We start from the raw sequence: 25,583 nt of genomic DNA, 5'->3' as shown, positions 1-25,583 counted from the left end.
CACAGAAAGCAAACTGGATCAGCGATGGTTTACACGAGCAGCTATCCGTCGGTCGAGATCCCGACCGGTGACGTTTACGCCGAGGTTCTCGGCACCCTCACCGAGGCCGACCTCGACAGAGTGGCGGTCACCGACGGCACAACACAGCTGACCTACGGCGAACTCCGAACGCGCGCCGATGCTTTCGCGGGCGCTATCGCCGCGCGCGGCATCAGCGCGGGCGACGTGGTCGCGCTGCAGGTGCCGAACTCGCCGGCATTCGTCGTCGCGTTCTTCGGCATCCTGCGCGCCGGCGCGACCGTGACGACGATCAACTCGCTCTACTCGCCGGCCGAGATCGCCAAGCAGCTGGCCGACGCGAAGGCGAAGACCTACATCACCGTCGCCCTTCTCCTGCCGGGCGCGCTCGCCGCAGCCGAGGTGGTCGGTATCCCGGCCAGGGAGATCATCGTCGTCGACGGCACCGACGGCCATCCGTCCCTGGCCGACTTGTTGGGCCAGGGCCTCCCCGCACCGGAGGTGAAGGTCGACCCGGCAACAGCCCTCGCGGTCCTGCCCTACTCCTCGGGTACAACCGGCGCCGCCAAAGGCGTCATGCTCACGCACCGCAACCTCGTCGCCAACATCGCACAGAGCGCCGTCGCCATCGACGTTGCCGCCGAGGACAAGGTCATGGCCGTCCTGCCGTTCTTCCACATCTACGGCATGAACGTCATCATGAACCTGACCCTGTACCGGCGCGGGACGCTGGTGACGCTGCCGAAGATGGATCTCCCTGCCTTCCTCGACCTCATCCAAACCCAACGGGTCACCTACCTCTACATCGCGCCTCCGATCGCCGTTGCCCTGGCCAAACATCCGCTCGTCGAGCAATACGACCTGTCGTCAGTGCGGCAGATCCTCACCGGGGCCGCACCGATGGACGAAGCACTCGGCACGGCACTGCTCGCCCGCGTCCCCGCTCAACTGCTCCAAGGGTTCGGGATGACCGAGCTCAGCCCCATCTCGCACGCCACCCCGATCGGTGACGACAGCATCTCGATCGGCTCCATCGGCATCGCTTTGCCGAACATCGAGTTCAAGGTCGTCGACGTCGACACGGGCAAGGAGGTCCCCGACTCGCCCGGCGGTCGCACCGCATCGGGCGAGATGCTCGTCCGAGGCCCCAACGCCATGCAGGGCTACCTCGGCAACGAGGAAGCGACGCGCGCCACGATCACCCCCGACGGATGGCTGCACACCGGTGACATAGTCGAAGTCGGTCCTCGCCACGAGGTATACGTCGTCGACCGCCTCAAAGAGCTCATCAAATACAAGGGCTACCAGGTACCACCAGCCGAACTCGAGGCACTACTGCTCACACACCCTGCCATCGCCGACGCCGCAGTGGTGGCACACCCCGACGAGGAGGCCGGCGAAATCCCCCGGGCCTTCCTCGTACTCCAAAACGGAGCCGAAGCAAGCGCAGAGGAACTCATCGCCTGGATCGCCGACCGAATCGCACCGCACAAGCGCATTCGTCTCGTCGACTTCATCGACGCCATCCCCAAATCGGTCTCGGGCAAGATCCTCCGCAAGGACCTCAAAGGCCGACCCGTCCAAACACACTGATCGAAGGCCGCAGATGCCCCCCGGCACAGGTCACACCAGCGTGGGCGAGCCGCTAGGCAACCCCAGTGGCCACTTCTGTCGGGCATCGAGAATCTGGCCCCGGGGGCGGGGATTCGCCGGCGGGTTTGCATCAGTGGAGTCGTTGCGCCGGGAGGGTCCGAGTTGCCGCCACGTAAGGTTTCGAAAGTCGAACTGTATGCGGCGATTCGCCGCGACGCCCGCACCGGGCTGAACAATCGGCAGCTCCAACTCAAGCACCGTGTCGGCTGGACCACGGTGCAGACCGCCTTGAATTCGGCGTGGCCCGAGCCCCGCAAGTCCTACCCGAAACGGACCTCGAAGCTCGACGGGTTCAAACCGGCTATCGATGAGATGCTGCGCTACGACCTCGACGCGCCACGCAAACAGAAGCACACGATCACCCGTATCTACCATCGGCTCCGCGACGAGCACGGCATGACCGACGTGTCTTATCCGACCGTGCGTGCATACGTCGCCCAGCGGAGACCGCAGATTCGCGTCGAGGCCGGACGCGGCCCGGCGCAGGTGTTCATTCCGCAAGCCCACCGGCCGGGCGCCGAAGCGGAGGTCGACTTCGGCGAGGTCGTGATCAACCTGCGCGGCGCGCCAACCACGGTCTACCTGTTCGCGTTCCGACTCAGCTTCAGCGGCAAGGCAATTCATCGCGCCTTCGTCAGCGGCGGATTCGAGGCGTTCTTCGAGGGCCACGTGCACGCGCTGGAAACGCTCGGCGGGGTCCCGTTCGGAAAGGTTCGTTACGACAACCTGAAAGCCGCTGTCGCGCAGGTGATCGGATTCTCCCGGCTGCGGCGGGAGGCCGACCGCTGGCTCGCGTTCAGAGAAACCTGGGGTGTCGACCCGTTCTACTGTCAGCCCGGGATCGACGGCGCTCATGAGAAGGGCGGCGTCGAGGGCGACATCGGCCGATTCCGGCGCAACCACATGGTGCCCGTTCCCGACGTCGCGTCCATCGAGGAGCTCAACGCGCTGATCGAAAGCTGGGACATCGCTGACGACGACCGGCGCATCGGTGCGCGACCACACACAGTCGGCGAGCACTTCGCGATCGAACGGCCCTTGCTGAAACCGCTGCCGTCGGAGCGGTTCGAGACCGGCCGCTGGTCACACCCCCGCGTCGATCGCTACTCGATGATTGCGGTGCAGACCAACAAGTACAGCGTCCCGGTCCGGTTGATCGGGCGAACTGTCGCAGTCTTGTTGAACGCCAACACCGTCGAGGTCTACGACAACCAGACCCTCGTCGCCGAGCACGAACGCTACAGCGGCAAATGTGGAACACGGGTCGACCTGGACCACTACTTGGAAGGGCTGCTCCGTAAGCCAGGTGCCCTGCCCGGCTCGACTGCGCTCGAACAGGCCCGCGCCGCAGGCAAGTTCACACCCACCCACGACGCCTGGTGGGCCGCTGCATGCAAGATCCACGGCGATCGTGACGGCACTCGCGAGTTGATCGAGGTGTTGCTACTACACCGGCACCTTCCCCACGCGCAGGTCGTCACCGGCATCACCGCAGCGCTGAAGTCCGGCGCGTTGACCGCCGACGCGGTCGCGTTGGAAGCACGCCGCATCGTCGAACAGTGTTCGCGGCCGGCGGTCGACCTGACCGATTTCGACACTGCGGCAACCGGCACTACAGCGGTGGCGTCGCTGACCCAACGCCGTTTGGCCGATCCCTCGGCGGTGATCGCCGGGCTGCCGCCGGACCGTCGCCCGCAACCGTCGGTAACGAAATACGACCAACTGCTTCGTCTCCGCCCCATCGCCCAGGAAGGACGTCCCACCCCATGACCACTACCACGGCGACCTCACGCCGCAACGGATTGACCGAGCAAGCCGCCGACGCCGCGATCGACCAAGCCTGCCGGATGCTGCGCCTGCCGACGATGCGGCGCGAATTCGGCGAGCTGGCCGACCAAGCCGCCCGCGACCAGATGTCCTACCGGGGATTCCTGGCCGAACTGATGATGGCCGAATGTGATGACCGCAAGCGTCGGCAGTCCGACCGCAGGATCAAAGCCGCCGCCTTCCCGCGACAGAAGTCGTTACGCGAGTTCGATTTCGCCGCGAACCCGAACATCGACCCAGCCACGATCCACACCCTCGCCAAATGCGAATGGATCCGCAAAGGGTTGCCGCTGTGTCTGATCGGCGACTCCGGCACCGGGAAGAGTCACCTGCTGATCGCTCTCGGCACCGAAGCGGCGATGTCGGGCTTCCGCGTGAAATACACGCTGGCGACCAAGCTCGTCAACGAACTCGTCGAGGCCGCCGACGACAAGCAACTCACCAAGCTCATCAACCGCTACGGCCGGGTCGACTGTCTACTGATCGACCTATCCCGACCCCGTGACTATGCCGAGCCCGCGACGACGTGCACGCTAAAACGCTGGCAGTGAGCATGTTGACCGGCTCCAGTGATGTCGATTGGTCGGCATAGTTGCTGTGCGGGTCGACGCTTCTGGTATCGGAGCAGGGTGCTCCGGGACGGAGCGAATGTCATGTCTGGAACGCCGCGCAGGAAGCCCGGTCGGATGGGTGGGTTTGTCTCGGGTTTCCGAAAGTGCTTGGAAGAGCAGGGTTATACGCCGTCGACGATCCGCAACATGTTGAAGGACGTCGACACCTTGGGGCTGTGGATGCAGGAACACGATCTGCAGCCGAGCGGGTTGTCGGAGGCGGTGGTCGCCGAGTTCTACAACTATCGCGTAGCGATCGGCAGGCGAAAAGTCGCCAGTGTCAAGAGTTTCGCGCCGCTGCTGCGGTTTCTGCGTGAGCAGGGCGTGATCGGCGACTCGGCTCGCTCGGTATCGCCGGTGGACCGGATGCTCGTCGACTACCGGCAGTGGCTCGTCGCCGAGCGCGGGCTGGCGGAGGCGACGATCATCCGCTACGAGAAGCTCGCCCGCCGGTTCCTGCTGGAGCACATGCTCGGCGAGCAGACGGAGCTCGGGGCGTTGGGCGGGGCCGACGTGGTGTCGTTCCTGCTGCGCGAGACTGATCGGGCCAGCGTCGGAGCCGCGAAAGGGCATGTGGCCGAGCTGCGTTCGGTGCTGAAGTTCCTGTTCGTGCGCGGACTGACACCGCGACTGTTGACCACGACGGTTCCGCCCGTCGCGGGTTGGCGCGACACCGGAATACCCCGGGCGTTACCCGCTGGGCATGTCCAGCGGCTGCTGGACAGCTGTGACCGCGCCGATCCGGTGCAAGCCCGCGACTACGCGATCCTGATGCTCCTCGCGCGTCTGGGGTTGCGTTCGATCGAGGTTGCGCGGCTCGAACTCGGCGACATCGACTGGCGTGGTGGACGTCTCGTTCTGCGCGGCAAAGCCTCCCGCGAGGACGGGATGCCGCTGCCGGCCGACGTCGGTGCGGCGCTGGCCGCCTACCTGGCCGACGCACGCCCGACGACGCCGTTGCGGTCGGTGTTCGTCACGTGCAAAGCGCCGCTGCGGGGCATACGCCCCGACCTCGTGCACGATGTGACTCGTCGGGCGTGTGACCGGGCCGGGCTCCCACACGCCGGAGCGCATAGACTGCGCCACACGGTGGCCACCGAAATGCTGCGTCGGGGAGTGAAACTCATCGACATCGGGCAGGTGCTGCGACACCGTGACCTTGCCACCACGGCGATCTACGCCAAGGTCGACCTGGCCACGCTGCGGTCGATCGCCCAGCCCTGGCCGGGAGACCAGCGATGAGTCCGCTGGCCGACGCCGCTGCGGACTACCTGCGGCTGCGTAACCGCCTGGGCCACGACCTTGCCGAATACCACCGGCTGCTGCCGCGTTTCGTTGCGTTCCTCGACGACGCCGGTCTACCGACGGTGACCGTCGTCGCCGCCCTGAAGTGGGCCAACGCACCCGAGGTCGACCCGACCGGCACCGTGGCCTCGCATCGGATGACCATCGCGCGCGGGTTCGCCCGACACATGAGCGGACTCGACCCGCGCACCGAGATCCCGCCGTTCGGTCTGACACCGCCTCGAAGACGTCGCCACGAGCCGTTCATCTTCAACGATGCGCACGTCGCCGCACTACTGGACGGCGCGCGACAGCGGCGGACCCCGTTCGCCTCGGCCACCCACCACACCCTGCTCGGACTGTTGGCGGCCACCGGCATCAGGGTCGGTGAGGCGATCCGGCTCGACCGCGGTGACATCGACGAAACCGACGCCGCGCTGACCATCCGCGAGTCGAAGTTCGGCAAGTCCCGACTGATACCGGTGCAACCGACCGTGCTGGCCGCCCTACAGAGCTACGGGCGCCTGCGCGACGAGACCCACCGCAAGCCGACTACGGTGAGCTTCTTCGTCTCGACCCGAGGCAACAGGATGGTCTACCCGTGCATCCACGCGGTGTTCCGAAACCTCTGCGACAGCGCAGGAATCGGAGCGAACGCGGCCTGGCCACCGCGAATTCACGACCTGCGACACACCTTCGCGGTGAAGACCCTGCTGGGCTGGTATCGAGCCGGCGAAGACGTCGACGCTCGGCTGCCGATCCTGTCGACCTATATGGGCCACCGGGACCCGCGCTGGACGTATTGGTATCTGTCCGCCGCGCCGGAACTTATGGCCATGGCCGCGCATCGACTGGACACGGCGAGGCAGGCGAGCACCCGATGACCGCCATCGCCGCGACATTGCAGTCGTTCTTCACCGAACGGCTCACCACGCAACGCCAATCCAGCCCGCGGACCGTCGCCTCCTACCGTGACTCGCTCAAACTGCTGCTCGCGTTCGCACAACAGCACACAGGCAAATCGCCGACCGCGCTGGACTGGGCCGACCTCGATGCGGACCTGATCACCGCGTTCCTCGACCACCTCGAACTCCAGCGGCATAACAGCCCGCGCACCCGGAACCTGCGGCTGACCGCGATCAGGTCGTTGTTCTCCTTCGCCGCGCTGCGCCACCCCGAGCATGCCGAGTCGATCCAGCGTGTCCTGGCCGTGCCTGCGAAACGGTTCGACAAGCAGCTCATCGCCTTTCTCGCCGCACCCGAGATCGACGCCCTGCTCGACGCGCCCGACATGAGTCGTTGGGAAGGCCGCCGTGACCGCGCCCTGCTGCTGACGGCCGTGCAGACCGGGCTTCGAGTTTCCGAGCTGACCGGACTCGCCTGCAACGACGTCACTTTCGGAGATGGAGCCGCAGTCCGATGTCTCGGCAAAGGACGCAAACATCGAGCAGTTCCCCTCACCACCATCACCAAGGCGGTCCTGAGGGAATGGCTCGCAGAACGCGGCGGGCGGCCCGACCAACCGTTGTTCCCCACCCGCAGCGGGCGCGAACTCAGCACCGACGCCGTTGAACGCCTCGTCCGGCTCCACGCCGCCACCGCGGCACGCACCTGCCCGACTATCCGACCCGAAGAGCTTCACCCCCACATCCTGCGGCACAGCTGCGCCATGTCACTGCTGCAGGCCGGGGTCGACACCGCTGTGATCGCGCTCTGGCTCGGCCACGCCGACCTGAGGTCCACCGCGATCTACCTGCACGCCGACATGACAATCAAGCAACGCGCGCTCGACGCCACCGCCCCTCCGTCGATCACACCGGGACGCTACCAGCCCGACGACAAGCTGCTCGCCTTCCTCGAAAGCCTCTGACTATGCCGACACCCGCAGCCACCCCGCCCGCCAGATCCCCACCAATGCCAGCATTTTCGCGTCCACGTCGTCGCGGGCTCGGCATAGTCACAGGGTCGGGATAGGTCGACCTATGCCGATGTCGGCATAGGTCGACGAATTGGGATACATGGAACTCGACAAAAGGGGCGCGGATCTGTTGTTCCAGGTTTTGACCGAGCGTGAGGAACGGGCGAGTGTCGCCATCGCTTCGAACGATGCCTTCAGCGGCTGGACCAGGACGTTCACCGAACCGCGGCTTTGCGCGGCGATAGTCGACCGCTTGACTTTCGGCGGCAACATCATCGAGACCGGCACCGACTCCTACCGACTGGCCCACACGACCGCAGCTCATCGCTGACACACTGCCCCATCCGCAACAAGGAACACCCCTGAACGTCCCGCGACCAGGTCGGCGCACACCGCCACGAACCCTTCGCCGCTTCGCGAACATCCGACGCCAATATTCACGAACAAGTGATCTTGTTTAACGCCAAAAAGCACTCCAACATTCGCTAACAACTGACTCCGAAATTCACGAGCAGAGCCACGTAGCGTTGACGCCGTGCGGGACACTTGGCTCGATCGACGCGAGCAAGTTTTGAAAGCGGTGTGGACGCCTACGACCGGCATCAGTGATCTCACCGCCGATCTACCCGACGATTGGTTGGCTGCCGTGCGCCGCCTCGGGCACGACCTGCACGTCCGCCAGTACGGCGGGCACATCGATCACATCGAATTGATCGGCGAGTACGACGACGACTTCGGCGGAGTGCTGATTCTCGCCAACGTGACATCACACGGCGGTCAGCCGAGCGGATTGGGCGGCACCTGCAGCCCGTCCCTCGACAGCGATCAGGAAACAATTCTCAGCTATGTCGCGGACAGCATCCAAGACTCTATCGGCGACGCCGGAGTCGCGTGGCCATGGGGAGCCACAGGCGGCTTTCTGCGCCCACGCATCGAGGACACCAACGCGGTCTGGTACGACTGGCGGCTCGGTCACACTGTCGCGCGAATCGGCGACTTGACCGATCTTTCGCCACCGCTTTGAGTTTGGCTCGCTTTGCGCCGAGTCATGCGCACCTTGTCATCTCGGTCTAGCTGGGTCGGGGTGTGCTCGGCTGGCTTCCTTCATATAGCGGCGGAGCAGAGTGTTCGCGGTGTCGAGCTCGTCGTGTTGTCGGGCGGTGAGCTCGGTGAGCCGACCGTTGGTTTCGGCGAGTTCGATGTTGTCAGTGCGTAGTGTCGTGATGACCGTTTCGAGGTCGGTGATGCGGGCGATTAGGTCTGCGCGGTCGATCTGTTCGATTTCGGCGCCCAGGGTGCGTTGCAGACGTTCCCGCAGTTTCCGTTCGGATCGCCGCAGAACAGTGATTTCGTGCCGGGCCAGTTCGAGATCGGCCCGCATGCTGTTGGCCGAGGCTTCAGACGGTGCCTGCGGCGGCGATGTCAGCGGTTGTGGTGGCCGTTGCATCCCGGTTGTGATCGCCTGTTTGAGTTCGGAGTTGTTGTAGAGCAGCCAGGTGGAGACGCCGGCTTCACGGGCGACGCCGGCGAAGCTGATCCGTGTCCCCGTCTGCAGTAGCCGGTTCAGGGTGATCAGGGTGTGCTTGTGTTTGTCTCGGCTGGCCTGTTTCCGGGCGGCGATCAGCTTGTCGGCGCGGGAGTCAGGCATCGTTATCGGATGTGCCGGTGTGGGTAACGAAGAGGGGCAACGCTTTTCGTTGAAGTTCACGGGCCTGGCGGATGGTGCCGATCGCAGCGTCCAGTCCGGCTCGTTCCTCTGGGTCGAGTTGGGTGAGCGTCGTGGTCATCTTGGCCAGGATGGACTCGAACATCGCCAGGTTGTAGCGCAGGTTGTCCACCACCGGTGGAGCGGCACACAGCTGCGCTTCCATGACGTCGGCCTTGATCTTGACGATCTCCTGCTCGATCTCAGGGATGTAGGAAGGGTCCGGTCGGTAGTGGTCACAGCCTCCGCATTGGAAGCGGATCGGACACGATTTGCCACCGGATTTCACATTCGACGGTTCGACACATCCGCCGAGAAGTGTGGATACGGAACGTCGTTCGTATTCGATCTGATCCATGGCGGGACGCAGCGATCCGCGCCGATCCATCACCAGTGCCCCGACTCGTTCGATCGCCTCGCGTTTGCGTTTGGGGCCGACGCGGTAGTAGCCCTGTGTGACGGCGACGTTGCGATGGTCGAGCAGCGGGGCGAGAACGTCGACCGGGGTACCGGCGTCGGCATGACGTTGCGCATAGGTGTGACGAAGCGAGTAGGCGATCACGTCGCGCCGGTCGATGATGCCCTCTGGGCTAGACGGGGTGCGAAGCAGCGGCTCCAATTCGGGAATCGAGTCGACCCACGTTCCGAAGATGACCCCGAACGCTCCGGCCTTGAAATGGTTGTCGGACTGTGGTTCCGACCTGTGCAGCTGCGGAAACAGGTGTGCGGTATCCCGATCGGGCCGGAGAGTCGAAACCTGCGCCCGCCAGGCTTTCACCACCTGGGCGGTGTCGGTGGTGATATGTAGTCGCCGGTTGACTCGGTTGGCCTTGGAGTTGGTGTAGATCAACACCGGGTCTCCGGCGGGGTCGGTGTCGAGGCAGTTGCGGCGCAGTGCGGTGATTTCACCGGGCCGTCGGCCGGTGTCGCGCAAAAGTTGATAGATCGTTTGCCGCATCAAGGCGTAGTCGGCATTGGTCCAGCCTTGAACGCGGTACTGCGCCGACATCGACGGACTCAGCAGCTCGAGGTTGTGGTCGAGTATGTCGAGGACCTCGTCGGGTAATGCCTTACCGGGGTCGTCGTCGTCGCGGCGCCGACTCTCGGGTTTCCCTCCGAGATGGGCTGTCGTGAGGACGAAGGTGCCGGGCACGTCGTCCATGTGTCCGGCGGACCGGCAGAACGCCAGGATTGCTTTCAGATCCCACAGCCTGCGCTGGGCGTAATCGCCAGCCAAGGGTGTGCCGGCGCGGCTGGTCTGTCGCCGGCAGTAGGCGATGATGGAGGCAATGTCGCCGCGTCCGGCCAGCGTGGGATCAGTGATCGCCGGGCTGGTCTCGAGTGCCTTCGACGCCCAGGTCAGTGCCCGAAGCGTGGGGCGCAGTTTCTCGTACGCGGGTTGTGTTTCGGTTGCCCATATCTTGCCGAGGCGCCGAAGCCATACGCATCCGACCTCGGACCAGTCGATGACGCTGCTGCGGCTACGTGTGCCGTGAACACTGGGGAATCGCTCCAGCACATCGGGTCCCCACCGGTCCGACACGGCAGCGTCGATTCCGTCCGACAGTGAGCGCTGCGCCCGCAGCAACGGCAGTGTCATCCGCAGGAACTTCGCGGCGTGCTCGTGGGACGGCGTGACATCGAACAGGGTGTCCGCGTCTCGCGCGGAGCTCACGAGGTTGCGCATCCGCAGGATGGAGATGCCGAAGCCACGACGGTCGCGTTCCTGCAGAATCCACAAGAACTCGGCGGTGACTGTGTCGTTGCACCCGGCGAGGGTGAACTCGTGGGAACGGATCAGCGGCAACGCTTGCGCAGCAAACTCGAGGCCGCGTGACGCACGCACGCCAGAGGAGTGCGCGACCATTTCACGCGCCACGCCAAGTCGCTCAGGTAATCGCCATTGCCGACGACTTCGCAAGGTCGTCAACGACCCAGCAGCCCCGCGCAGATAACCGAAGCTTGATCGCGTCGGCTTCGGCTGTTCCGAAAGCGATCGGTCAACGGCCCGGTGTCGCGGGCGGCGCGAATCCGGCCATCACGACGGCAACCGGTCACACCGGGGTCAACGCCACGAGACGGTCCCGGTCAACGGTGTCCAGTTGACGCGCGCCAGGCCACCCTGGTTGTCCCTAGTCGCGGTTGATGCGCTCGTGTACGGACTGCCGTAAGGGCCCATCGCAACGAGGAGTCACCGGCGAGCCCCGCCCAGTGGTGCCAAACACGCCTGCGAAATCAGTGCCACATATCGCCGAGATCCACAGACTGGCCCGCTCTTGGGAGTCCAGATCGGGATCCGGCTTCACGCGAGCGCTGATGGCGGCGAGCCGAGCTGCTGCCGCCAGTCGTTCAGCCCAGCTAGTTCCCTTCGAGCACCGAGACGACCTTCTTCGCGGTCACCTTGGCGGATGGCGGATTTTGGCCGGTGACCAATCGTCCGTCGACGACTGCGTTCGGGATGAACGGCAGCAGTGTCTTCTCGTAGAGGGCACCACGTTCCTGGGCGGCTTCTTCGGCGTTGTAGGGGACCTTGTCGGCGACCCCGGCGACGACTTCCTCGCGCCAGGCGAATCCGGTCATTTTTCGGCCGGCGATCAGCAAGGATCCGTCGGAGAGACGCGTGTTCAGCAGTCCGCAGTATCCGTGGCATACCGACGATACGATGCCGCCGTTCTCCCAGATCTCGCGCGAAATGCGCTGCAGCCCTTCACTGTCGGGGAAGTCGTACATCACGGCATGGCCGCCGGTGAAGTAGATCGCGTCGAAGTCCTTTGAATCGATGTCGTCGGGCGATGCGGTGTTCGCCAGCAGCGCCATCTTCGCCTCGTCGCCGTGCCACTGTTTTGCAGTTTTGTCGTAGTTCGGAAATTTCAGGGAGCGCGGTTCCAGTGGGGACTGCCCACCGAGCGGGCTGACGATCCGCTGTTCGTATCCCGCTTGCTCGAACACGTGCCACGCGTGGGTCAGCTCGGAGAGCCACAGGCCGGTCAGCTCGGCCGGGTCGTCGTAGTGTGCGCGGTTGGTGACGACGTGGAGAATTCGCTTGGTCATTTCTGTCCTTTGTTATTTTGCGGTAATGGAATTGTGTGCTGAATCGCGAAGTCCTACACCCAGATCGGGCATCTTCGTGCGTGCGGCCCGCCTCTCGGCCAATGAGGTCGCCGTCCCGAGGAGTGCCACTACAACCAACGACAGAGCGAAGACCAACAGCGTGGATGTCAGTCCGAAAGGTTGCACGAAGGTCCCGGCAAGGACCGCCGGAATGCTGAACGCCGCGTAGCTGACGACGTAGATCGAGGCGAACATCTGGGCGCGTGTCGACGCGGTGACGAATGCCGCCAATTGCCGTGGGCTTGCCGAGAAGGCCGACCCGAATCCGATTCCGGCGACGAACGTTCCAACGAAGAAGAGCACGATCGACGTTGTCACGACGGATGCCGCGATCAGCAGTGATCCCAGGGCGATGGCCGCACTGCCGATGACCGTGACCGTCTGCGGCTGCAATCGGGCCAGTACCAGCGGAGCGATCGCGCCCGTGGCGTTGAGCATGCCGATTGCCAACCCGCCGGCCAGCGCCGCGTGCACGCCGTACACGCTGCCCATCGCCGGCGGGATCAGTGAGAGATAGAGGCCACCGAGGGCCCACAGCGCGATCAGCCCAGGTGTAAGCGCGAGGAACGTCCTGCGTGCCGCGGCCGGTATCGACAGTCGCGGCTTGAGCGACGGCCAGGCGCCGGGTCGCATTGTGCTGGTTTCCGGGATGAGCACGGTCAGCCCGGCGGCGATTGCGAAGAACGCGGCCAGCGCCGAGAAGATGAGTTCCGCGGGATCGGCAACCTGCTGAATGAGCCACCCGCTGAGGAGACCGCCGACGGCGAGGCCAGACAGCGGTGCGAAGCCGTTGATCAGGCCGCCGGCACGCGACCTCGCCGCCTCGACGATGGCCGCGTTCAGTGCTCCGACCGCGATACCGGTCGCAAACCCTTGGATCGCGCGAGCGAGCAGGAGCCACACCGTTGCGCTCGCGGCGAGAAAGACCAGCATGCTCACGGTCTCGAGCAGCAGGGCACCGACGATGATCGGCTTGCGGCCCACGTGGTCGGACAGTCCACCCGCGGTCAGTAAGGCGCCGAGCAACGCGATCGCGTAGATCGCGAAGATGATCGTGAGCATCGCCGCCCCGAAACCGAATTGCCGCCCGAACGGTACGAGCAGAGGTGAGGGTGCGGCCGCTGCGATGAAGAAGCCGAACAATTCCGCCGCGAGCAGCGGTAACGCCGGCACTGACCGCTTCACACCAGTTCGAATCTCACGCCGGCGTGCGACGTCAACCGATCGGCGAAGCGCTCGTCGAAGATCGTGGCCGGGGTCCAGAAGCCCCCGTCGCGATCGGTCTCGTTCAGCGCAAGACTCAGCGCCGCTTGACCGAGGATCTTGCTGCTCGACCCGTAACCGGGGTCGCCGACGCCGGTGACCTTCGCCCGTATCGTCCGATCCCGGTTGTGGCCCACGAATCGGACGTCGTAGCGACCGGAGGCTTGCGCGTGTGGAGTCGGGCCTTCGCCGGGCTTGGGCAGGACGTATCGTTCGAGGAGGGTGCGCAACGGTGCGACGACCGCCGCGATCATGAAGCCACCGAGACCTGCGACGATGCCCGTCGCGGTCATGCGGCCCTTGATACCCGGTCCGACGAGCATCGCTTCGTTGTAGGTGAATGCGTCTCCGTAAGTGTTGTGCGACAGAGCATTCGAGCGATGCACGACCCGCTCGTTGATCGCCGCCATGACGAACGGAGCGATCCACTCATCGAAATCGGCATCGAACTCCGGTCCCGTCACGGCATGCTGGCGAGCGGTGAATCCGTGCCCCGTGGGGGTCAGGTAGTAAGGATTGACCAATGCCTTGCGCAGCTGGGGGTCCGAGGCTGCCTCTTTGACCACATTGATCAGACTGGCGATGGTGCCGCCCGATGCGCCGCCTTTGAGGGTCTTTACCCGCATTGTCACATTCGTTGCCGGTGCACCCCACTGCGCAAACGCGTGCTTCTGAAGGAAGGAGACCCCGAGGTCGGATGGCACCGAGTCGAAGCCACAGCAATGGACGATGCGCGCCCCCGATTGCTGCGCTGCAGCCTCGTACTTGTCGACCATCTTGCGAATCCACTGGGTCTCGCCGGTGAGGTCGCAGTAGTCCGTACCGGTTTCCGCGCAGACCTTGACCAGTGGCTCGCCGTAGAGCGCATAGGGGCCGACGGTCGAGACGACGACCCGGGTCCGGGCACACAATGCGCGCAGGTCCTGCTCGTTCGCGGCGTCGGCCACGATGATCGGCAGCGACTCTCCCGCCGCACCCAGCGAGCTCCGGACCTGCTCGAGCTTGGTCAGCGATCGCCCGGCGATCGCCCATCGGACTGGTTCGTCTCGTTCGGCAAGGTACGCGGTCAACAGCTTCCCCACGAAGCTCGTGGCGCCGAATACGACCAGATCGAACTCGGACTCGCTCATTTGTCGAACGCAGTCAGCGGCCGCGGCAGGTTCAGGACCAGCTGCGCATCCTTGGTGACGTCGAGGCGAAGAACCTTCGAGGCACCCAGCCCGTCGAGGAGCTGGCTCACCGGGCCACCGTGGCGGGTGATCGTCAGCTCACCGGGCAGGGTCTGCGAGGCGAATTCCAGCACGTTGGTCTGCACCGAGGTCTGGTGCCATTGGCCGTCGACGAGGTGCAGCATCGTGTTCGTGCTGAACCGCGACTGCGACGGCACTTTCTGCAAGCCAGGGGTCGGCGTTTGCAGGGTCACATCGGGACCGGTGGGTCCGTCGAGCTGTGCGGTCACCGTGTCGTCGATCGCGAGGCTGATGTCGGTCTTCCACTTCGGAAGCTGATAGCCGTTCACGCCACGAGCCCGGGCGATCTCGGTGTTGACCGGCAACGCGAGCACGTGTGCGTAGTAGCTGCGACGACGCATCGACTCGGCCAGTTCCAGCGCGTGCGGCCCCCGTGCGCCCGGCCGGCGAACGACGACGGCGACCGACACCTCGTCGTATGGATCGTTGTCGCACACCGAGTACGAGAAGAACGTCAACGCAACGAGTGCTTGACCGGGAATCGGGCTCAGCGGCTCCAGCGGCTCCGGAAGCGCGGCCCGGACCCGGTCGAGCGGTGCGAGCATCAGGACTTGAACGATGCCTGCGCGGTAGTAGAAGTTCGGTGCCCAGATCGGTCCGACCCGAGAATCGACGAGAACCTTCGGAATCCGGCGGAACCAATCGATGTTGCCCGCCGCCGGATCTTGGGCGATCTCGTCGAGGTTCGGGTTCGAACGGTAGCGGTCGTAGTAACCGCCCCTGGGAACATCGACGGTGGTGCCGCCGAAATCGACTTCGACCAAATCTTGTGTGCTGTTCATGGTGGACCTCTCGCCCGTTCGAAGCCGAGCGGACGCTCGGCCGACCACACCAAAATTAGGGAAGTCGCTCGATGGCCCACAGGTGATGAATGGCCAATGAGTTGTGGTATTCGGCCACATTGCTGCGCGCCAGTGGAATCGCTGGTCGAATCGGATGTGGCCGCCACCACAAGGAGGAATACATGACCGAAATCACGCCAGTTCTCGAGCCCGAGGCAGCAGAATTTGCAAAGGCTACAGACAACCCGCCGTTCCTGTTCCAACTACCGCCCGCCGAAGGTCGCACAACAGTCGACGAGGTCCAGTCGAGCGACATCGAGAAGCCGAACATCGACGAGGAATGGATCACGGTCGAGGGCGGCCCGACCGGCTCGGTGAAGGTCCGCATCGTCCGGCCAGCCGGCGCCACGGGAACACTTCCCGTCGTCTTCTACATCCACGGTGCCGGCTGGGTGTTCGGCAACGCGCACACCCACGACCGCCTCGTCCGTGAACTCGCCGTCGGTGCGCACGCAGCCGTGGTGTTTCCGGAGTACGACCTGTCTCCCGAGGCGAAGTACCCGACCGCGATCGAACAGAACTACGCCGCAGCGCAGTGGGTTGTCGCGCACGGTTCCGAGAAGGGGCTCGACGCCACCCGTTTCGCGGCGGTCGGCGACTCGGTCGGCGGCAACATGACCGCCGTCCTGGCATTGATGGCCAAGGACCGCGGCGACGTCACGATCACCCAGCAAGTGCTCCTCTACCCGGTCACCAACGCGAACTTCGACACCGGCTCGTATCACCAGTTCGCCGAGCACTACTTCCTCGCCCGCGACGGCATGAAGTGGTTCTGGGATCAGTACACCGACAACGATGCCCAGCGTGAAGAGATCTACGCGTCACCGCTGCGCGCGTCGGTCGACCAGCTCGCGGGTCTGCCGCCGGCACTCGTGATCACGGCGGAGGCGGACGTGTTGCGTGATGAAGGCGAAGCCTATGCCGCCAAACTCCGTGCGGCGGGCGTGCCGGTGACCCAGGTTCGGTTCGGTGGCGTCATCCACGATTTCATGATGCTCAACGCGTTGCGGTCGACCCACGGCGCGAGCGCGGCGATCAAGCTGGCGCAGGAGACGCTGCACGCGGCGCTGCACTAGTTTCTCGGCTGGCGGTCCTCGCTTTCATCGCGGGGCGAGGACCGCGTGGCCGCGGTGACGGGACGCGAGAGGAGTGGGATGAACAGGAACGACATCATCATCGCGGAGTTCCGCGAGAACGACGGAACGGTCACCACGGGTGGATTCGGGCGGCATCTGGTTCTGCTACACCACTGTGGGAGAAGCACCGGAATCGAGCGCATCACTCCGCTGTTCGCCCTGCGGCAGGATCCGGACACGTGGATGATCGTCGCGACGAAGGCCGGTGCGCCCGAGCATCCCGCGTGGTTCCACAATCTGCTCGCCCACCCCGAGGTGACGATCGAAACCCCCGACGATGGGACGGTTGCTGTTCGCGCCGAACAAGTCACCGACTCCGAGCGTGACCTCGCGTGGGCGAAGTTCGTCGAAGTCAGCCCGATATTTGCGCAGTATCAGGCGAAGACAGAGCGAACGATTCCGGTCGTTGCACTGCGACGGCGGACCTGACCCCGAGTAGAGCGTGCACAGCAGCACGAACCCGGTCGTCGACGGCCTCTGCCGACGTCGCGTCGAACTTGCCATCGAGATGCAAGAACGCGAGACCGTGTACGAAGGCCCATACCCCTGCCGACAGTGCTTCGCGGTCCGCGCCGCCGAACACCCGCTCGACGCTGGAACTGACGTACTGACGAATCGCCTGTGCCGCAGCGGTTCGTTGCGGGTTGCCGGGATCGCACGGCTCGGCGAACATCGCCCGGAACAACCCCGTTCGAGTCAATGCGAAACGGACGTAGGCGACTGCGATGTCGGCGAGGTCGTCCACTGTGGCCGGCTCGGGATGCGCCGCGGACAGGGTGTCGGCCAGTTCCCGGTAGCCCACCGCCGCTACGGCCGACAACAACGACTCGCGATCGGCGAAATGGCGGTAGGGCGCGGCCGGCGATACCCCAGCACGCCGGGCAGCAGCGCGCAGTGACAGCTCGCTCACATCGGCGTTCTCGAGCAGTTCGACAGCGGCACGAACCAGCGCGCCCGGGAGATCGCCGTGGTGATAGGAGTTCGCCGATGCTGGCAACGGTCTCTCCCTTTCCCCGATGTAATCACTGCTAACAAACCTAGCACGACCGTCGTCGCCGATGGCCGGATATCACAACTCATTGGCCAGTCCGCACCTGTGGGCGCTGACCGAACTGCCATAACGTCGGTACGACCAGCAGCACACATCGAGCGGGAGTCGCGAAATGCCGTCACTGTCACAGCAGCTTTCGAGAGTGCGCACAACCCTGTCCGTTCTCTCCGCGGAGCCGATCCCGCCCGGCACGTCTATGCCTGGCACGACGATCGTCTCCGAGCACAAGCTCACCCTCACGCGCTACGGTCGCCGCCCCACCAGCAAGCCACCGGTTCTGCTCGTCCCGCCGCCCGCAGCACCTGCCGCGACATACGACCTGCGACCTACGCAGAGTCTGGTCGCACACCTGGTCGACCAGGGACACGCGGTCTATCTGGCCGACTACGGCGACATCTCTTACGCCGACCGCGGCATGGGGTTCGAAGAGTGGATCGACCGAATCGTGCCACGCGCGGTTAGCGCGGCGTCCGCGGAGGCCGCGCAGAGCGTTCACATCGTGGGATGGTCGCTGGGCGGCACTTTGTCGCTGCTGACCGTCGCCGCACACCCCGGGCTGCCGGTCGCGTCCATCGCCACGATCGGTACCCCGATCGACTACTCCAAGCTTCCCGCGATCTCCCCACTCCGACGGGCCGCGACCGTCACAGGTGGACGAGTGATCGGAACCGTGAATCGGGTCATGGGCGGAGTGCCGCCTTGGCTGGTCCGCAACAGCTTCAAGCTGACCGCTCTCGAACGGGAGCTGACCAAACCATGGTTCGTCCTGCAACATGCAAACGAGACGGTCAAGCTCGAGCAGATGAAGTCGGTCGACGGTTTCATGGCTGCAATGCCCGCATATCCCGGTCGGTTGTTCCACCAGATGTGGCATCAGTTGATGCTCGGCAACGAGCTCGCCAACGGGCACGTCGTGCTCGGCGATCGGAGAATCGATCTCGGTGAGATCCGGGTTCCGGTATTGGCAGTGGCGGGGCTCGCCGATGTCATTGCACCTGTCCCGGTTGCACACGCCATCACCACCGTGCTCACCGGCGCCCCCAGGCTGCGGTTCGAAACCGCGCCGGGCGGTCACGTCGGCGTGCTGGCCGGACCGAAAGCGCCGACCACCACGTGGCGTTTCCTCGACGAACATCTCGCTGGTTGACGGTCGGCGATTTACCGCGTTCGTGAGGCTATCGACATGTGGCCTGCACCACCGCATGTTGACGGCGCTCACATTGCGCTCTACCTTCATGTAATCAGTGCATACATTCCGACCGAAGGAAAGCTCATGTCGTCCACCGTGTCCCGCCCGTTCACCCTTCCGAACGGGCAAGTCCTGCCGAACCGGCTGGTCAAGGCGGCCATGGAGGAAAACATGGCCGCGACGGGCCAACTGCCGGACGCTCAGTTCAGGCGCCTGTACCAGCGCTGGAGCAACGGCGGCGTCGGGCTGATCATCACCGGGAACGTGATGGTGCACGCCGAAGCCCTGACCGGACCGGGCGGGATCGTGCTCGACGCGGACTCGCCACTCGAACCGTTCCGGCAATGGGCAGACGCCGCCCATGCCGGTGGCGCGAAGATCTGGATGCAGATCAACCATCCGGGTCGGCAAGTCCGGGCCGACATGCCCGGCGTCGCATGGGCACCGTCGGCGATCCGAGTCGACATCGGCAAGCAGAGCAAGCGGATCGCGCAGCCGATCGAGATGACCGCCGAACAGATCACCGCGACGATCGCGCGATTCGCCGACACCGCGCGGCGTGCTCAGGAGGTCGGCTTCGACGGCGTCGAGATTCACGCCGCACACGGATATCTGCTGTCGCAATTCCTCTCCCCTCTGGTGAACAAGCGCACCGACGCCTGGGGCGGCACTCTCGAGAATCGCGCACGCCTGCTGGTAAGCATCGTGTCTGCAGTGCGCGCGGCCGTCGGGGCGCAGTTCGCGGTGGCGGTGAAATTGAACTCGGCCGATTTCCAACGCGGCGGATTCGACGCCGACGACGCGCGCAACGTCATCCAGATGCTCGAGCCGCTCGGGGTCGACGTCGTCGAACTGTCGGGCGGAAGCTACGAAAGCCCCGCGATGTCGGGTCGCGCCGCCGACGATCGAACGATCGCCCGGGAGGCCTATTTCTTGGAGCTCGCCACACAACTCGCACAGAGCAGCTCACTTCCGCTGATGCTGACCGGAGGCATCGCGCGCCGCCCCGTCGCCGAAGAGGTGCTCGCGAGCGGAATCGACCTCGTGGGAATGGGCACCGCGCTCGCTGTCGACCCCGATCTGCCGAACAAATGGCGACACAGCGATGAGGCACAGGTGCAGCTCAAGCCGATCAACATCGATGACAAGGCCGTTGCCTCGGCAGCGAGCATGGCACGTGTCCGCCAGCAACTCCGGCGGCTGGGACGCGGACGCGCCCCACAACCGGGGATCCACCCGAAGATCGCCCTCGCGAAAGAGACGGTCCTGCAACGTCGGGCTTTGCGTCGATACACGACCTGGCTGCGCCTCCGAAAGGCTGTCCGTTAGCGGTTGCCGGGCCCCGTTCCTCGATTGAATCTCTCGTGCACCAGGTAAACCTGTACCTGAACGAGAGCGAGGACTGAATGCCGGACGAAGGGTTCGATCCGCAAGCATTTGCCGAGTCGGTCGAAGTCACCCTTCTCGGCGGGCCACGCACGCTGAGTCCACGCGACTTGGCCGAGCGAGCGGACATCGATCGAGAAGTCGGGCGGCGCCTGTGGCAATCGATGGGGTTCGCGAGCGTCGACGAGGAGGGGTACGACAACCAGGTCTCGCTGACGGAATACGACCTCGTCGCCGCCCAGCGAGTGAAGAGAGCATCGCGCTCGGCATCGCCACCTTCGACGAGGTCGTGTCGCTGTCACGGTTGATCGGCCAACTATTCGCCCAGCTCGCCGACAGCGAAGGCGAGCTGATGTACACGGGGGCGCTCAAGCAGTCCGGGAGTTTCGACGCGGCAGTCGATCAACTCGGCAACGAGACACTGCCGTTCATCGAAGACCTGCACACCTACGTGTGGCGACGGCAGCTGGCGGCGTTCGTCGCGCGCAAAGCCATGCAAGTGGGCCGGCACCCGGACTCCGCCGACGGCGCAACCGTCGGATTCGCCGACATCTCCGGATTCACCGCACTCTTCTCGACCGACGCCGTAGGCGCGCACGGCGGCGCGTGGTGAAACTCATCGGCGACGCAGTCCTAACCACCACTTCATGCCGGCGTCGCGTCAGGTCCCATCCTGCGACGACTCGGCGACGTCTTCGGTCCGACCGTCAACATCGCGAGTCGACTCACGTCTCTCGGTCGCGCCGGTGACGTGCGAGTCGACGAGAACACCGCCGCAGCACTGGGCGACAATCCCCGTTTCCAGCTCGACGAGCAGCCGCCGCAAGACGTAGGTGGATACGACCGGCTCAGATCGTGGCGGCTGAGACGCGTCGACTCAGACATGCCAGGCTGACTCATGATGGCCACTGAACACAACTGATTGGCCAGTCGTCACCTGTGAAGCGGTCGCAGGAGTTTCTACCGTGGACGTCATGACCACACACGAACTTGCGACACCGGCCACCCCTCGTGCCGCGTTCGATCGCAGCGCCGACCTTCCACCTTCGCTCACCCCGGATGTCGTGAACCGACTTGCGGGACTCGTCTCCGCCAAGCCGGATGCGCCTCGGGTGACCACCCGCGCGCCCTACACCCTGGAGACCTTGGCCGCGCTTCCTGTCTCGACACCGGACGACGTCGCCGACGCGTTCGTGACCGCCCACCAGGCGCAGCGTGAATGGGCGAAGACCTCGTTCAAGGCGCGTAGGAGGATCATGCTGCGCTTTCACGATCTGGTCCTCAAGCGCCAGGACGAAGTGTTGGACCTCATGCAGGCCGAAAGCGGTAAAACCCGTCGCGATGCCTTCATGGAGGTCACCGACATCGCCGTCACGTCGCGCTACTACGCACGCACGGCACACTCGCTGCTCGCGCCCAAAAGGCGCCGAGGAGTGATCCCGGGGATGACGTCGACGACCGAGCTCAGGCACCCAAAAGGTGTCGTCGCGGTCATCTCACCGTGGAACTACCCCCTGAGCATGGCCGCCAGCGACACGATCGCGGCTCTCATGGCCGGCAACGCCGTCGTCCAGAAGCCCGACACCCAGACCGCGTTGACGGCGCTGTGGGCACTGGCACTCATGCGCGAAGCCGGATTGCCTGACCACGTCTGGCAGATCGTCATCGGGCGTGGCAGCTCGATCGGGACATCGCTGATGAACAACGCGAACTACATGATGTTCACCGGCTCGACGGCAAGCGGTCGTCAGATCGCGAGCGCGGCCGGTGAACGCCTCATCGGCGCCTCCCTCGAGCTCGGCGGCAAGAACGCGATGGTCGTTCTCGACGACGCCGATATCGACCGGGCGGTCGAGGGCGCGATCGCCGCGAGCTTCCCATCCGCGGGCCAGCTGTGCGTGTCGATCGAGCGTATGTACGTGCACGAAGACATCTACGACGACTTCGTGCCACGGTTCGTGGAGCGAACACGGCGCATGCGACTGGGTGCCAGCTACGACTTCGACAAAGATATGGGGTCCCTGACGAACTCCAGCCAACTCGACACGGTGCTCGCGCATGTCGACGATGCGGTGTCGAAGGGCGCCACGGTTCTCGCCGGCGGCCGTCCGCGGCCCGACCTCGGCCCGCTGTTCTACGAGCCGACCATTCTCGAGGATGTCACCCCGGACATGACGCTGTACCGGTCGGAGACGTTCGGACCGGTGGTGTCGATCTATCCGTTCTCGTCGGACGAGACGGCGGTACGACTGGCCAACGACACCGTCTACGGTCTCAATGCCAGTGTGTGGACACGCAATTCGGCACGTGGTCAAAAGATTGCCGCGCAGATCCACGCCGGAACCGTCAACGTGAACGAAGCGTTCGTCGCCGCGTGGGGCAGTGTCGACTCCCCGATGGGCGGTATGGGCGACTCCGGCGTCGGCCGTCGACACGGAGCCGAGGGCATCCTCAAGTACACCGAAGCACAGACGGTCGCCTACCAGCGCTTGCACAATCTCAACCCGCCACCGTCGATTTCGTGGCGGCTGTTCGCCAAAGCGACAACCCAGGCGCTCAAAGTCGCGAAAATTACCGGGATGCGCTAGCAACCGAAGGGTATTCGAGTGAGTCTGCACGAAGTTCTCCGCTCGCCGGCCAGCTCGGCACTGCTCGTCGACATGGCAGTCGAACACGGAATGCCGCTGAGCGCCGTGCTGGCCGGAACGAAGCTGACGAGAGCAGATCTCGATGATCTCGACCGTGAAATCAGCTTTCGCGACGAACTCAAGATCATCACCAACATGCTCGACACGCTCGGCGACAGCCCCGACCTGGGCATCGAGGCGGGTCTGCGGTGCCATTCGACCTCCCCCGGCATCTGGGGTCTCGCGCTCATGAGCGCGAAAACGCTCCGGGAGGCGATTTCAATCGGGCTTCCACTGGCCGCGCTGAGCTTCTGCCTGTGCCGACTCAGCCTCGTCCCAGACCCGGGGGACGGCTCGCTGCGCATAGTCCTGGACCCCAGCGATCTCCCGCTCGCCGTGCGAAGATTCGCCCTCGACCGCGACATGACCGGAATTCGCACGTTGCAATGCGACCTGCTCGCATCCTCCGATGTCCCCCTCGACGCCACCTACACGACTGCGCCGCCCACCGAGAAACTCGAACGGAAGTACAAAGACATCTTCGGCACGATGCCCCTGTTCGGCGCCGCCGAGAACAGCCTGACCGTCGTCGGAGATTGGCTCGACGTCCCGCTACCGAAGGCGAACGAACACACAAAGTCGATGGCGGAGCGTCAGGCATGGGAACTGCTTCGGCAACGATCAGCGCGCGCGGGAGTAGCGGGACTGCTCCGCGACCTCATGTTCGCCAGTCCGACGCCGGTGGTGTCGCTGGACGAGGCGGCGCGGCAGCTCACCCTCAGTACCCGCACCCTGCGGCGGTACCTGGCAATGGAAGGTGTTTCGCTGCGAACGCTGCAAGAAGAAGTACGCGAAGCACTCGCCGAGGAATTGCTAGTCACCGACGGTCTCGCGGTGGCCCAAGTCGCCGATCGTCTCGGATACTCCCAGGTGTCGAGCTTCACCCAAGCGTTCCGACGGTGGAAGGGAGTCGGCCCGCGCGAGTACCGACAGAACACGAAATCACCGTGACAGCAACGATTCTGCAGTCGCCACGGTCAGCGGCGAGCCTATCGGTCATGGTCGAGTGGGCCGCACAGTTCGGCGTGACACCGAAAGTGAGTCTCGCCGGTACTCGCACCACACTCGCCGGGATCCGCAACCCCGACGCCGAGGTCAGCGGGCAACAAGAGCTCAAGGCGATTTCGAACATCGTTGCCGCGATCGGAGATCGACCCGGTCTTGGGCTCGAACTGGCTGAGAACTACCCGTTGACTGCCTATGGAGTGTGGGGTTTCGCGCTGATCAGCAGCCAGACACTACGTGAGGCGATGTACGTCGGGCTGAGATTCATGCGCTTGACCTACACGTTCTGCACATTCGAACTGCGTGATCATCACGACGAACTGACGCTGGTCGTCGACGCACGTTCGGTCCCCACCGCCGTGCGCAGGTTCGTGCTCGAGCGTGACGCGGCGGCGATCCCCGTCCTGCATCGTGAGATCTTCGGCGCCGCACCACAACCCACTCGGCTGACCTTCACGCATTCGCCACCGGGACCCGCCGTGACGCTCTACGAAGAGATGTTCGGCGCAGTCCCTGAGTTCGACGCCGCAGAAACCGTGATCTCGTTCGCGCCCGAGCAGTTGGACGTCAAACTGCCACAAGCGAGTGCCCATTCGGCCCGGCTTGCCGAGCAGCAGTGTCGAATCTTGCTGGACAAACGCGAAGCCCGAACCGGAAGAGCCGGTCAGGTACGCGACCTGGTGTTGTCGAATCCCGCACAGCCACCGACACTCGACCAGATCGCCGAACATCTGTCCACCAGCACCCGAACCCTTCGACGGCAACTGGCGTCCGAGGGCACCTCGCTTCGGCGGCTTCTCGACGAAGTGCGCCAGCACCTCGCGATGGAACTGCTCAACAGTGGAATGTCGGTAGAGCAGGTGTCGAACCGACTCGGATACACCGACGTCAGCAACTTCTCACACGCGTTCCGCCGCTGGAACGGACAAGGCCCCCGCTCGTACCTGGCCCGCAGGACGTCGACACACCGAATAATCTGAACCTGCAATAGGCGGCGCAGAACGCCCACCAATGACGCAAGCCAGCAGGCAGGCAATATGCGGAAACCGAACAAGCAGCGAAGCGGTACTTCTCTGCTCCAGGCTCATTCAGGCGCAGTCCTCGTCGGTTAGTGCCGTGGTAGTCGCTGGGCGGCTACGTGAGGCAGGTGCCACTTACCGCCGCGTAATCAGTGCCACTTATCGCCGCGATTCACACACAGGTGACCAGCGGCCGAGCATGTGCCGAAACTCGTGTCCAGAACCGGTGTTTCAGGACAGCTGTTGTCGGTGAATAACGGAACACGGTTGCTCGAGATGTCTTGTCTTTGGGCTGCGAAGGTGTCGGCGCCGCCGATCAAACTGCTGATCAAAGCGGAGACACTGCAGATTCTGCGATACATTCGGACGGCCTCGTCCTCGATTAGCGGCGGGCGCTGGAATCCGGGGCGAAGAGCAGCATCGGTAACAGGCTGACACTTGATCGGTGACCTTCTCGGACGTGGGACGCAGGCGCGTCTGGGTGTGCCCGCCGAGGTGCTTAACGTGTGTCAACGGTCAGTTGGAACTCCGGGTCGACGGACACGAGTTCTCCGGATCCATGGACATCGGAACTCCGGGATCGACCGGCGTGACAGCACGCGATGAGGGTCGGGTAATTCGGAACAGC

General features: G+C 64.5%; 22 protein-coding genes and 2 pseudogenes. 17 read left to right on the top strand and 7 right to left on the bottom strand.

Annotated elements, in window-relative coordinates; all coding sequences use genetic code 11:
* The first annotated feature begins 24 nt into the window (after window positions 1-24).
* From FGL95_RS28885 to FGL95_RS28850, 8 genes and pseudogenes are all read left to right on the top strand, one after another.
* Window positions 25-1,611, top strand: a complete 1,587-nt coding sequence (locus tag FGL95_RS28885; RefSeq protein WP_169593923.1) for an AMP-binding protein — start codon at window positions 25-27, stop codon at window positions 1,609-1,611.
* Between the two features lie 162 nt (window positions 1,612-1,773).
* Entirely contained in the window at window positions 1,774-3,441 is a 1,668-nt protein-coding gene (gene istA, locus FGL95_RS28880) for an IS21 family transposase (protein WP_169593921.1), read from the top strand.
* Window positions 3,438-3,986 (top strand): annotated as a pseudogene (locus FGL95_RS28875) (ATP-binding protein); the annotation flags it as partial. The gene istA and the pseudogene FGL95_RS28875, both read left to right, overlap by 4 nt.
* Window positions 3,987-4,151: 165 nt before the next feature.
* Window positions 4,152-5,351, top strand: coding sequence for a tyrosine-type recombinase/integrase (locus FGL95_RS28870; protein ID WP_169593918.1), 1,200 nt, complete (start codon window positions 4,152-4,154; stop codon window positions 5,349-5,351).
* Window positions 5,348-6,277: a tyrosine-type recombinase/integrase gene (locus tag FGL95_RS28865; RefSeq protein WP_169593916.1), complete on the top strand. Its 930-nt coding sequence runs from the start codon at window positions 5,348-5,350 to the stop codon at window positions 6,275-6,277. Before FGL95_RS28870 ends, FGL95_RS28865 begins: the two co-directional genes overlap by 4 nt.
* Window positions 6,274-7,263, top strand: a complete 990-nt coding sequence (locus FGL95_RS28860) for a tyrosine-type recombinase/integrase (RefSeq protein ID WP_169593914.1) — start codon at window positions 6,274-6,276, stop codon at window positions 7,261-7,263. The genes FGL95_RS28865 and FGL95_RS28860 overlap by 4 nt, the downstream gene beginning before the upstream one ends.
* Window positions 7,264-7,393: 130 nt before the next feature.
* Window positions 7,394-7,642, top strand: a pseudogene (locus FGL95_RS28855) (ATP-binding protein); the annotation flags it as partial.
* 204 nt (window positions 7,643-7,846) lie between these two features.
* Window positions 7,847-8,335 carry a hypothetical protein gene (locus FGL95_RS28850; protein ID WP_169593912.1) on the top strand — a complete coding sequence of 163 codons (489 nt, stop codon included), beginning with the start codon at window positions 7,847-7,849 and terminating at the stop codon, window positions 8,333-8,335.
* A gap of 36 nt (window positions 8,336-8,371) precedes the next feature.
* Here the strand turns inward: FGL95_RS28850 and FGL95_RS28845 are convergent, their stop codons facing one another.
* From FGL95_RS28845 to FGL95_RS28820, 6 genes are all read right to left on the bottom strand, one after another.
* Window positions 8,372-8,959 carry a DUF6262 family protein gene (locus tag FGL95_RS28845; RefSeq protein WP_169593909.1) on the bottom strand — a complete coding sequence of 196 codons (588 nt, stop codon included), beginning with the start codon at window positions 8,957-8,959 and terminating at the stop codon, window positions 8,372-8,374.
* A complete protein-coding gene (locus tag FGL95_RS33050) occupies window positions 8,952-10,895 on the bottom strand; it encodes a tyrosine-type recombinase/integrase (RefSeq protein ID WP_169593908.1) in 1,944 nt (647 codons plus the stop codon). Before FGL95_RS33050 ends, FGL95_RS28845 begins: the two co-directional genes overlap by 8 nt.
* Window positions 10,896-11,374: 479 nt before the next feature.
* The gene (locus FGL95_RS28835; RefSeq protein WP_169593906.1) at window positions 11,375-12,067 is read right to left on the bottom strand and encodes a type 1 glutamine amidotransferase domain-containing protein; all 693 of its coding nucleotides are present in this window, start codon (window positions 12,065-12,067) and stop codon (window positions 11,375-11,377) included.
* 12 nt (window positions 12,068-12,079) lie between these two features.
* Window positions 12,080-13,312, bottom strand: a complete 1,233-nt coding sequence (locus FGL95_RS28830) for an MFS transporter (protein ID WP_169593904.1) — start codon at window positions 13,310-13,312, stop codon at window positions 12,080-12,082.
* Window positions 13,309-14,520, bottom strand: a complete 1,212-nt coding sequence (locus tag FGL95_RS28825) for a saccharopine dehydrogenase family protein (RefSeq protein WP_169593902.1) — start codon at window positions 14,518-14,520, stop codon at window positions 13,309-13,311. The genes FGL95_RS28830 and FGL95_RS28825 overlap by 4 nt, the downstream gene beginning before the upstream one ends.
* The gene (locus FGL95_RS28820) at window positions 14,517-15,422 is read right to left on the bottom strand and encodes an acetoacetate decarboxylase family protein (protein WP_169593900.1); all 906 of its coding nucleotides are present in this window, start codon (window positions 15,420-15,422) and stop codon (window positions 14,517-14,519) included. Before FGL95_RS28820 ends, FGL95_RS28825 begins: the two co-directional genes overlap by 4 nt.
* Before the next feature lie 182 nt (window positions 15,423-15,604).
* Here FGL95_RS28820 and FGL95_RS28815 point away from each other — a divergent pair, with 182 nt between their 5' ends.
* Together FGL95_RS28815 and FGL95_RS28810 are read left to right on the top strand one after the other, a co-directional pair.
* A complete protein-coding gene (locus FGL95_RS28815; protein WP_169593897.1) occupies window positions 15,605-16,558 on the top strand; it encodes an alpha/beta hydrolase in 954 nt (317 codons plus the stop codon).
* 78 nt (window positions 16,559-16,636) lie between these two features.
* Complete coding sequence (locus FGL95_RS28810; RefSeq protein WP_169593895.1) at window positions 16,637-17,047, top strand: nitroreductase/quinone reductase family protein; 411 nt, start codon at window positions 16,637-16,639, stop codon at window positions 17,045-17,047.
* Here FGL95_RS28810 and FGL95_RS28805 read toward each other — a convergent pair.
* A complete protein-coding gene (locus FGL95_RS28805) occupies window positions 16,971-17,615 on the bottom strand; it encodes a TetR/AcrR family transcriptional regulator (protein ID WP_169593893.1) in 645 nt (214 codons plus the stop codon). The two genes, FGL95_RS28810 and FGL95_RS28805, sit on opposite strands and share 77 nt — an antisense overlap.
* Before the next feature lie 196 nt (window positions 17,616-17,811).
* Here FGL95_RS28805 and FGL95_RS28800 point away from each other — a divergent pair, with 196 nt between their 5' ends.
* The 7 genes from FGL95_RS28800 to FGL95_RS28770 all read left to right on the top strand — a co-directional run bounded on the left by FGL95_RS28800 (window position 17,812) and on the right by FGL95_RS28770 (window position 24,916).
* Window positions 17,812-18,816, top strand: a complete 1,005-nt coding sequence (locus tag FGL95_RS28800) for an alpha/beta hydrolase (RefSeq protein ID WP_338080076.1) — start codon at window positions 17,812-17,814, stop codon at window positions 18,814-18,816.
* A gap of 126 nt (window positions 18,817-18,942) precedes the next feature.
* Entirely contained in the window at window positions 18,943-20,187 is a 1,245-nt protein-coding gene (locus tag FGL95_RS28795) for an NADH:flavin oxidoreductase/NADH oxidase family protein (RefSeq protein WP_169593889.1), read from the top strand.
* A 211-nt stretch (window positions 20,188-20,398) separates the two neighbouring features.
* Complete coding sequence (locus tag FGL95_RS28790) at window positions 20,399-20,857, top strand: hypothetical protein (RefSeq protein ID WP_169593887.1); 459 nt, start codon at window positions 20,399-20,401, stop codon at window positions 20,855-20,857.
* A gap of 57 nt (window positions 20,858-20,914) precedes the next feature.
* Window positions 20,915-21,139 carry an adenylate/guanylate cyclase domain-containing protein gene (locus tag FGL95_RS33205; RefSeq protein WP_169594133.1) on the top strand — a complete coding sequence of 75 codons (225 nt, stop codon included), beginning with the start codon at window positions 20,915-20,917 and terminating at the stop codon, window positions 21,137-21,139.
* A 79-nt stretch (window positions 21,140-21,218) separates the two neighbouring features.
* A complete protein-coding gene (locus FGL95_RS28780) occupies window positions 21,219-22,832 on the top strand; it encodes a succinic semialdehyde dehydrogenase (protein WP_169593885.1) in 1,614 nt (537 codons plus the stop codon).
* 18 nt (window positions 22,833-22,850) lie between these two features.
* Complete coding sequence (locus FGL95_RS28775; protein WP_338080075.1) at window positions 22,851-23,882, top strand: AraC family transcriptional regulator; 1,032 nt, start codon at window positions 22,851-22,853, stop codon at window positions 23,880-23,882.
* Window positions 23,879-24,916 carry an AraC family transcriptional regulator ligand-binding domain-containing protein gene (locus tag FGL95_RS28770; RefSeq protein WP_169593883.1) on the top strand — a complete coding sequence of 346 codons (1,038 nt, stop codon included), beginning with the start codon at window positions 23,879-23,881 and terminating at the stop codon, window positions 24,914-24,916. Before FGL95_RS28775 ends, FGL95_RS28770 begins: the two co-directional genes overlap by 4 nt.
* The last annotated feature ends 667 nt before the right edge of the window (window positions 24,917-25,583 follow it).

Source organism: Antrihabitans stalactiti (assembly GCF_012932915.1).
Classification (GTDB): Bacteria; Actinomycetota; Actinomycetes; order Mycobacteriales; family Mycobacteriaceae; genus Antrihabitans; species Antrihabitans stalactiti.
Note: the sequence above shows the minus strand (reverse complement) of the source record. Positions and strands in the feature narration are given on the sequence as shown.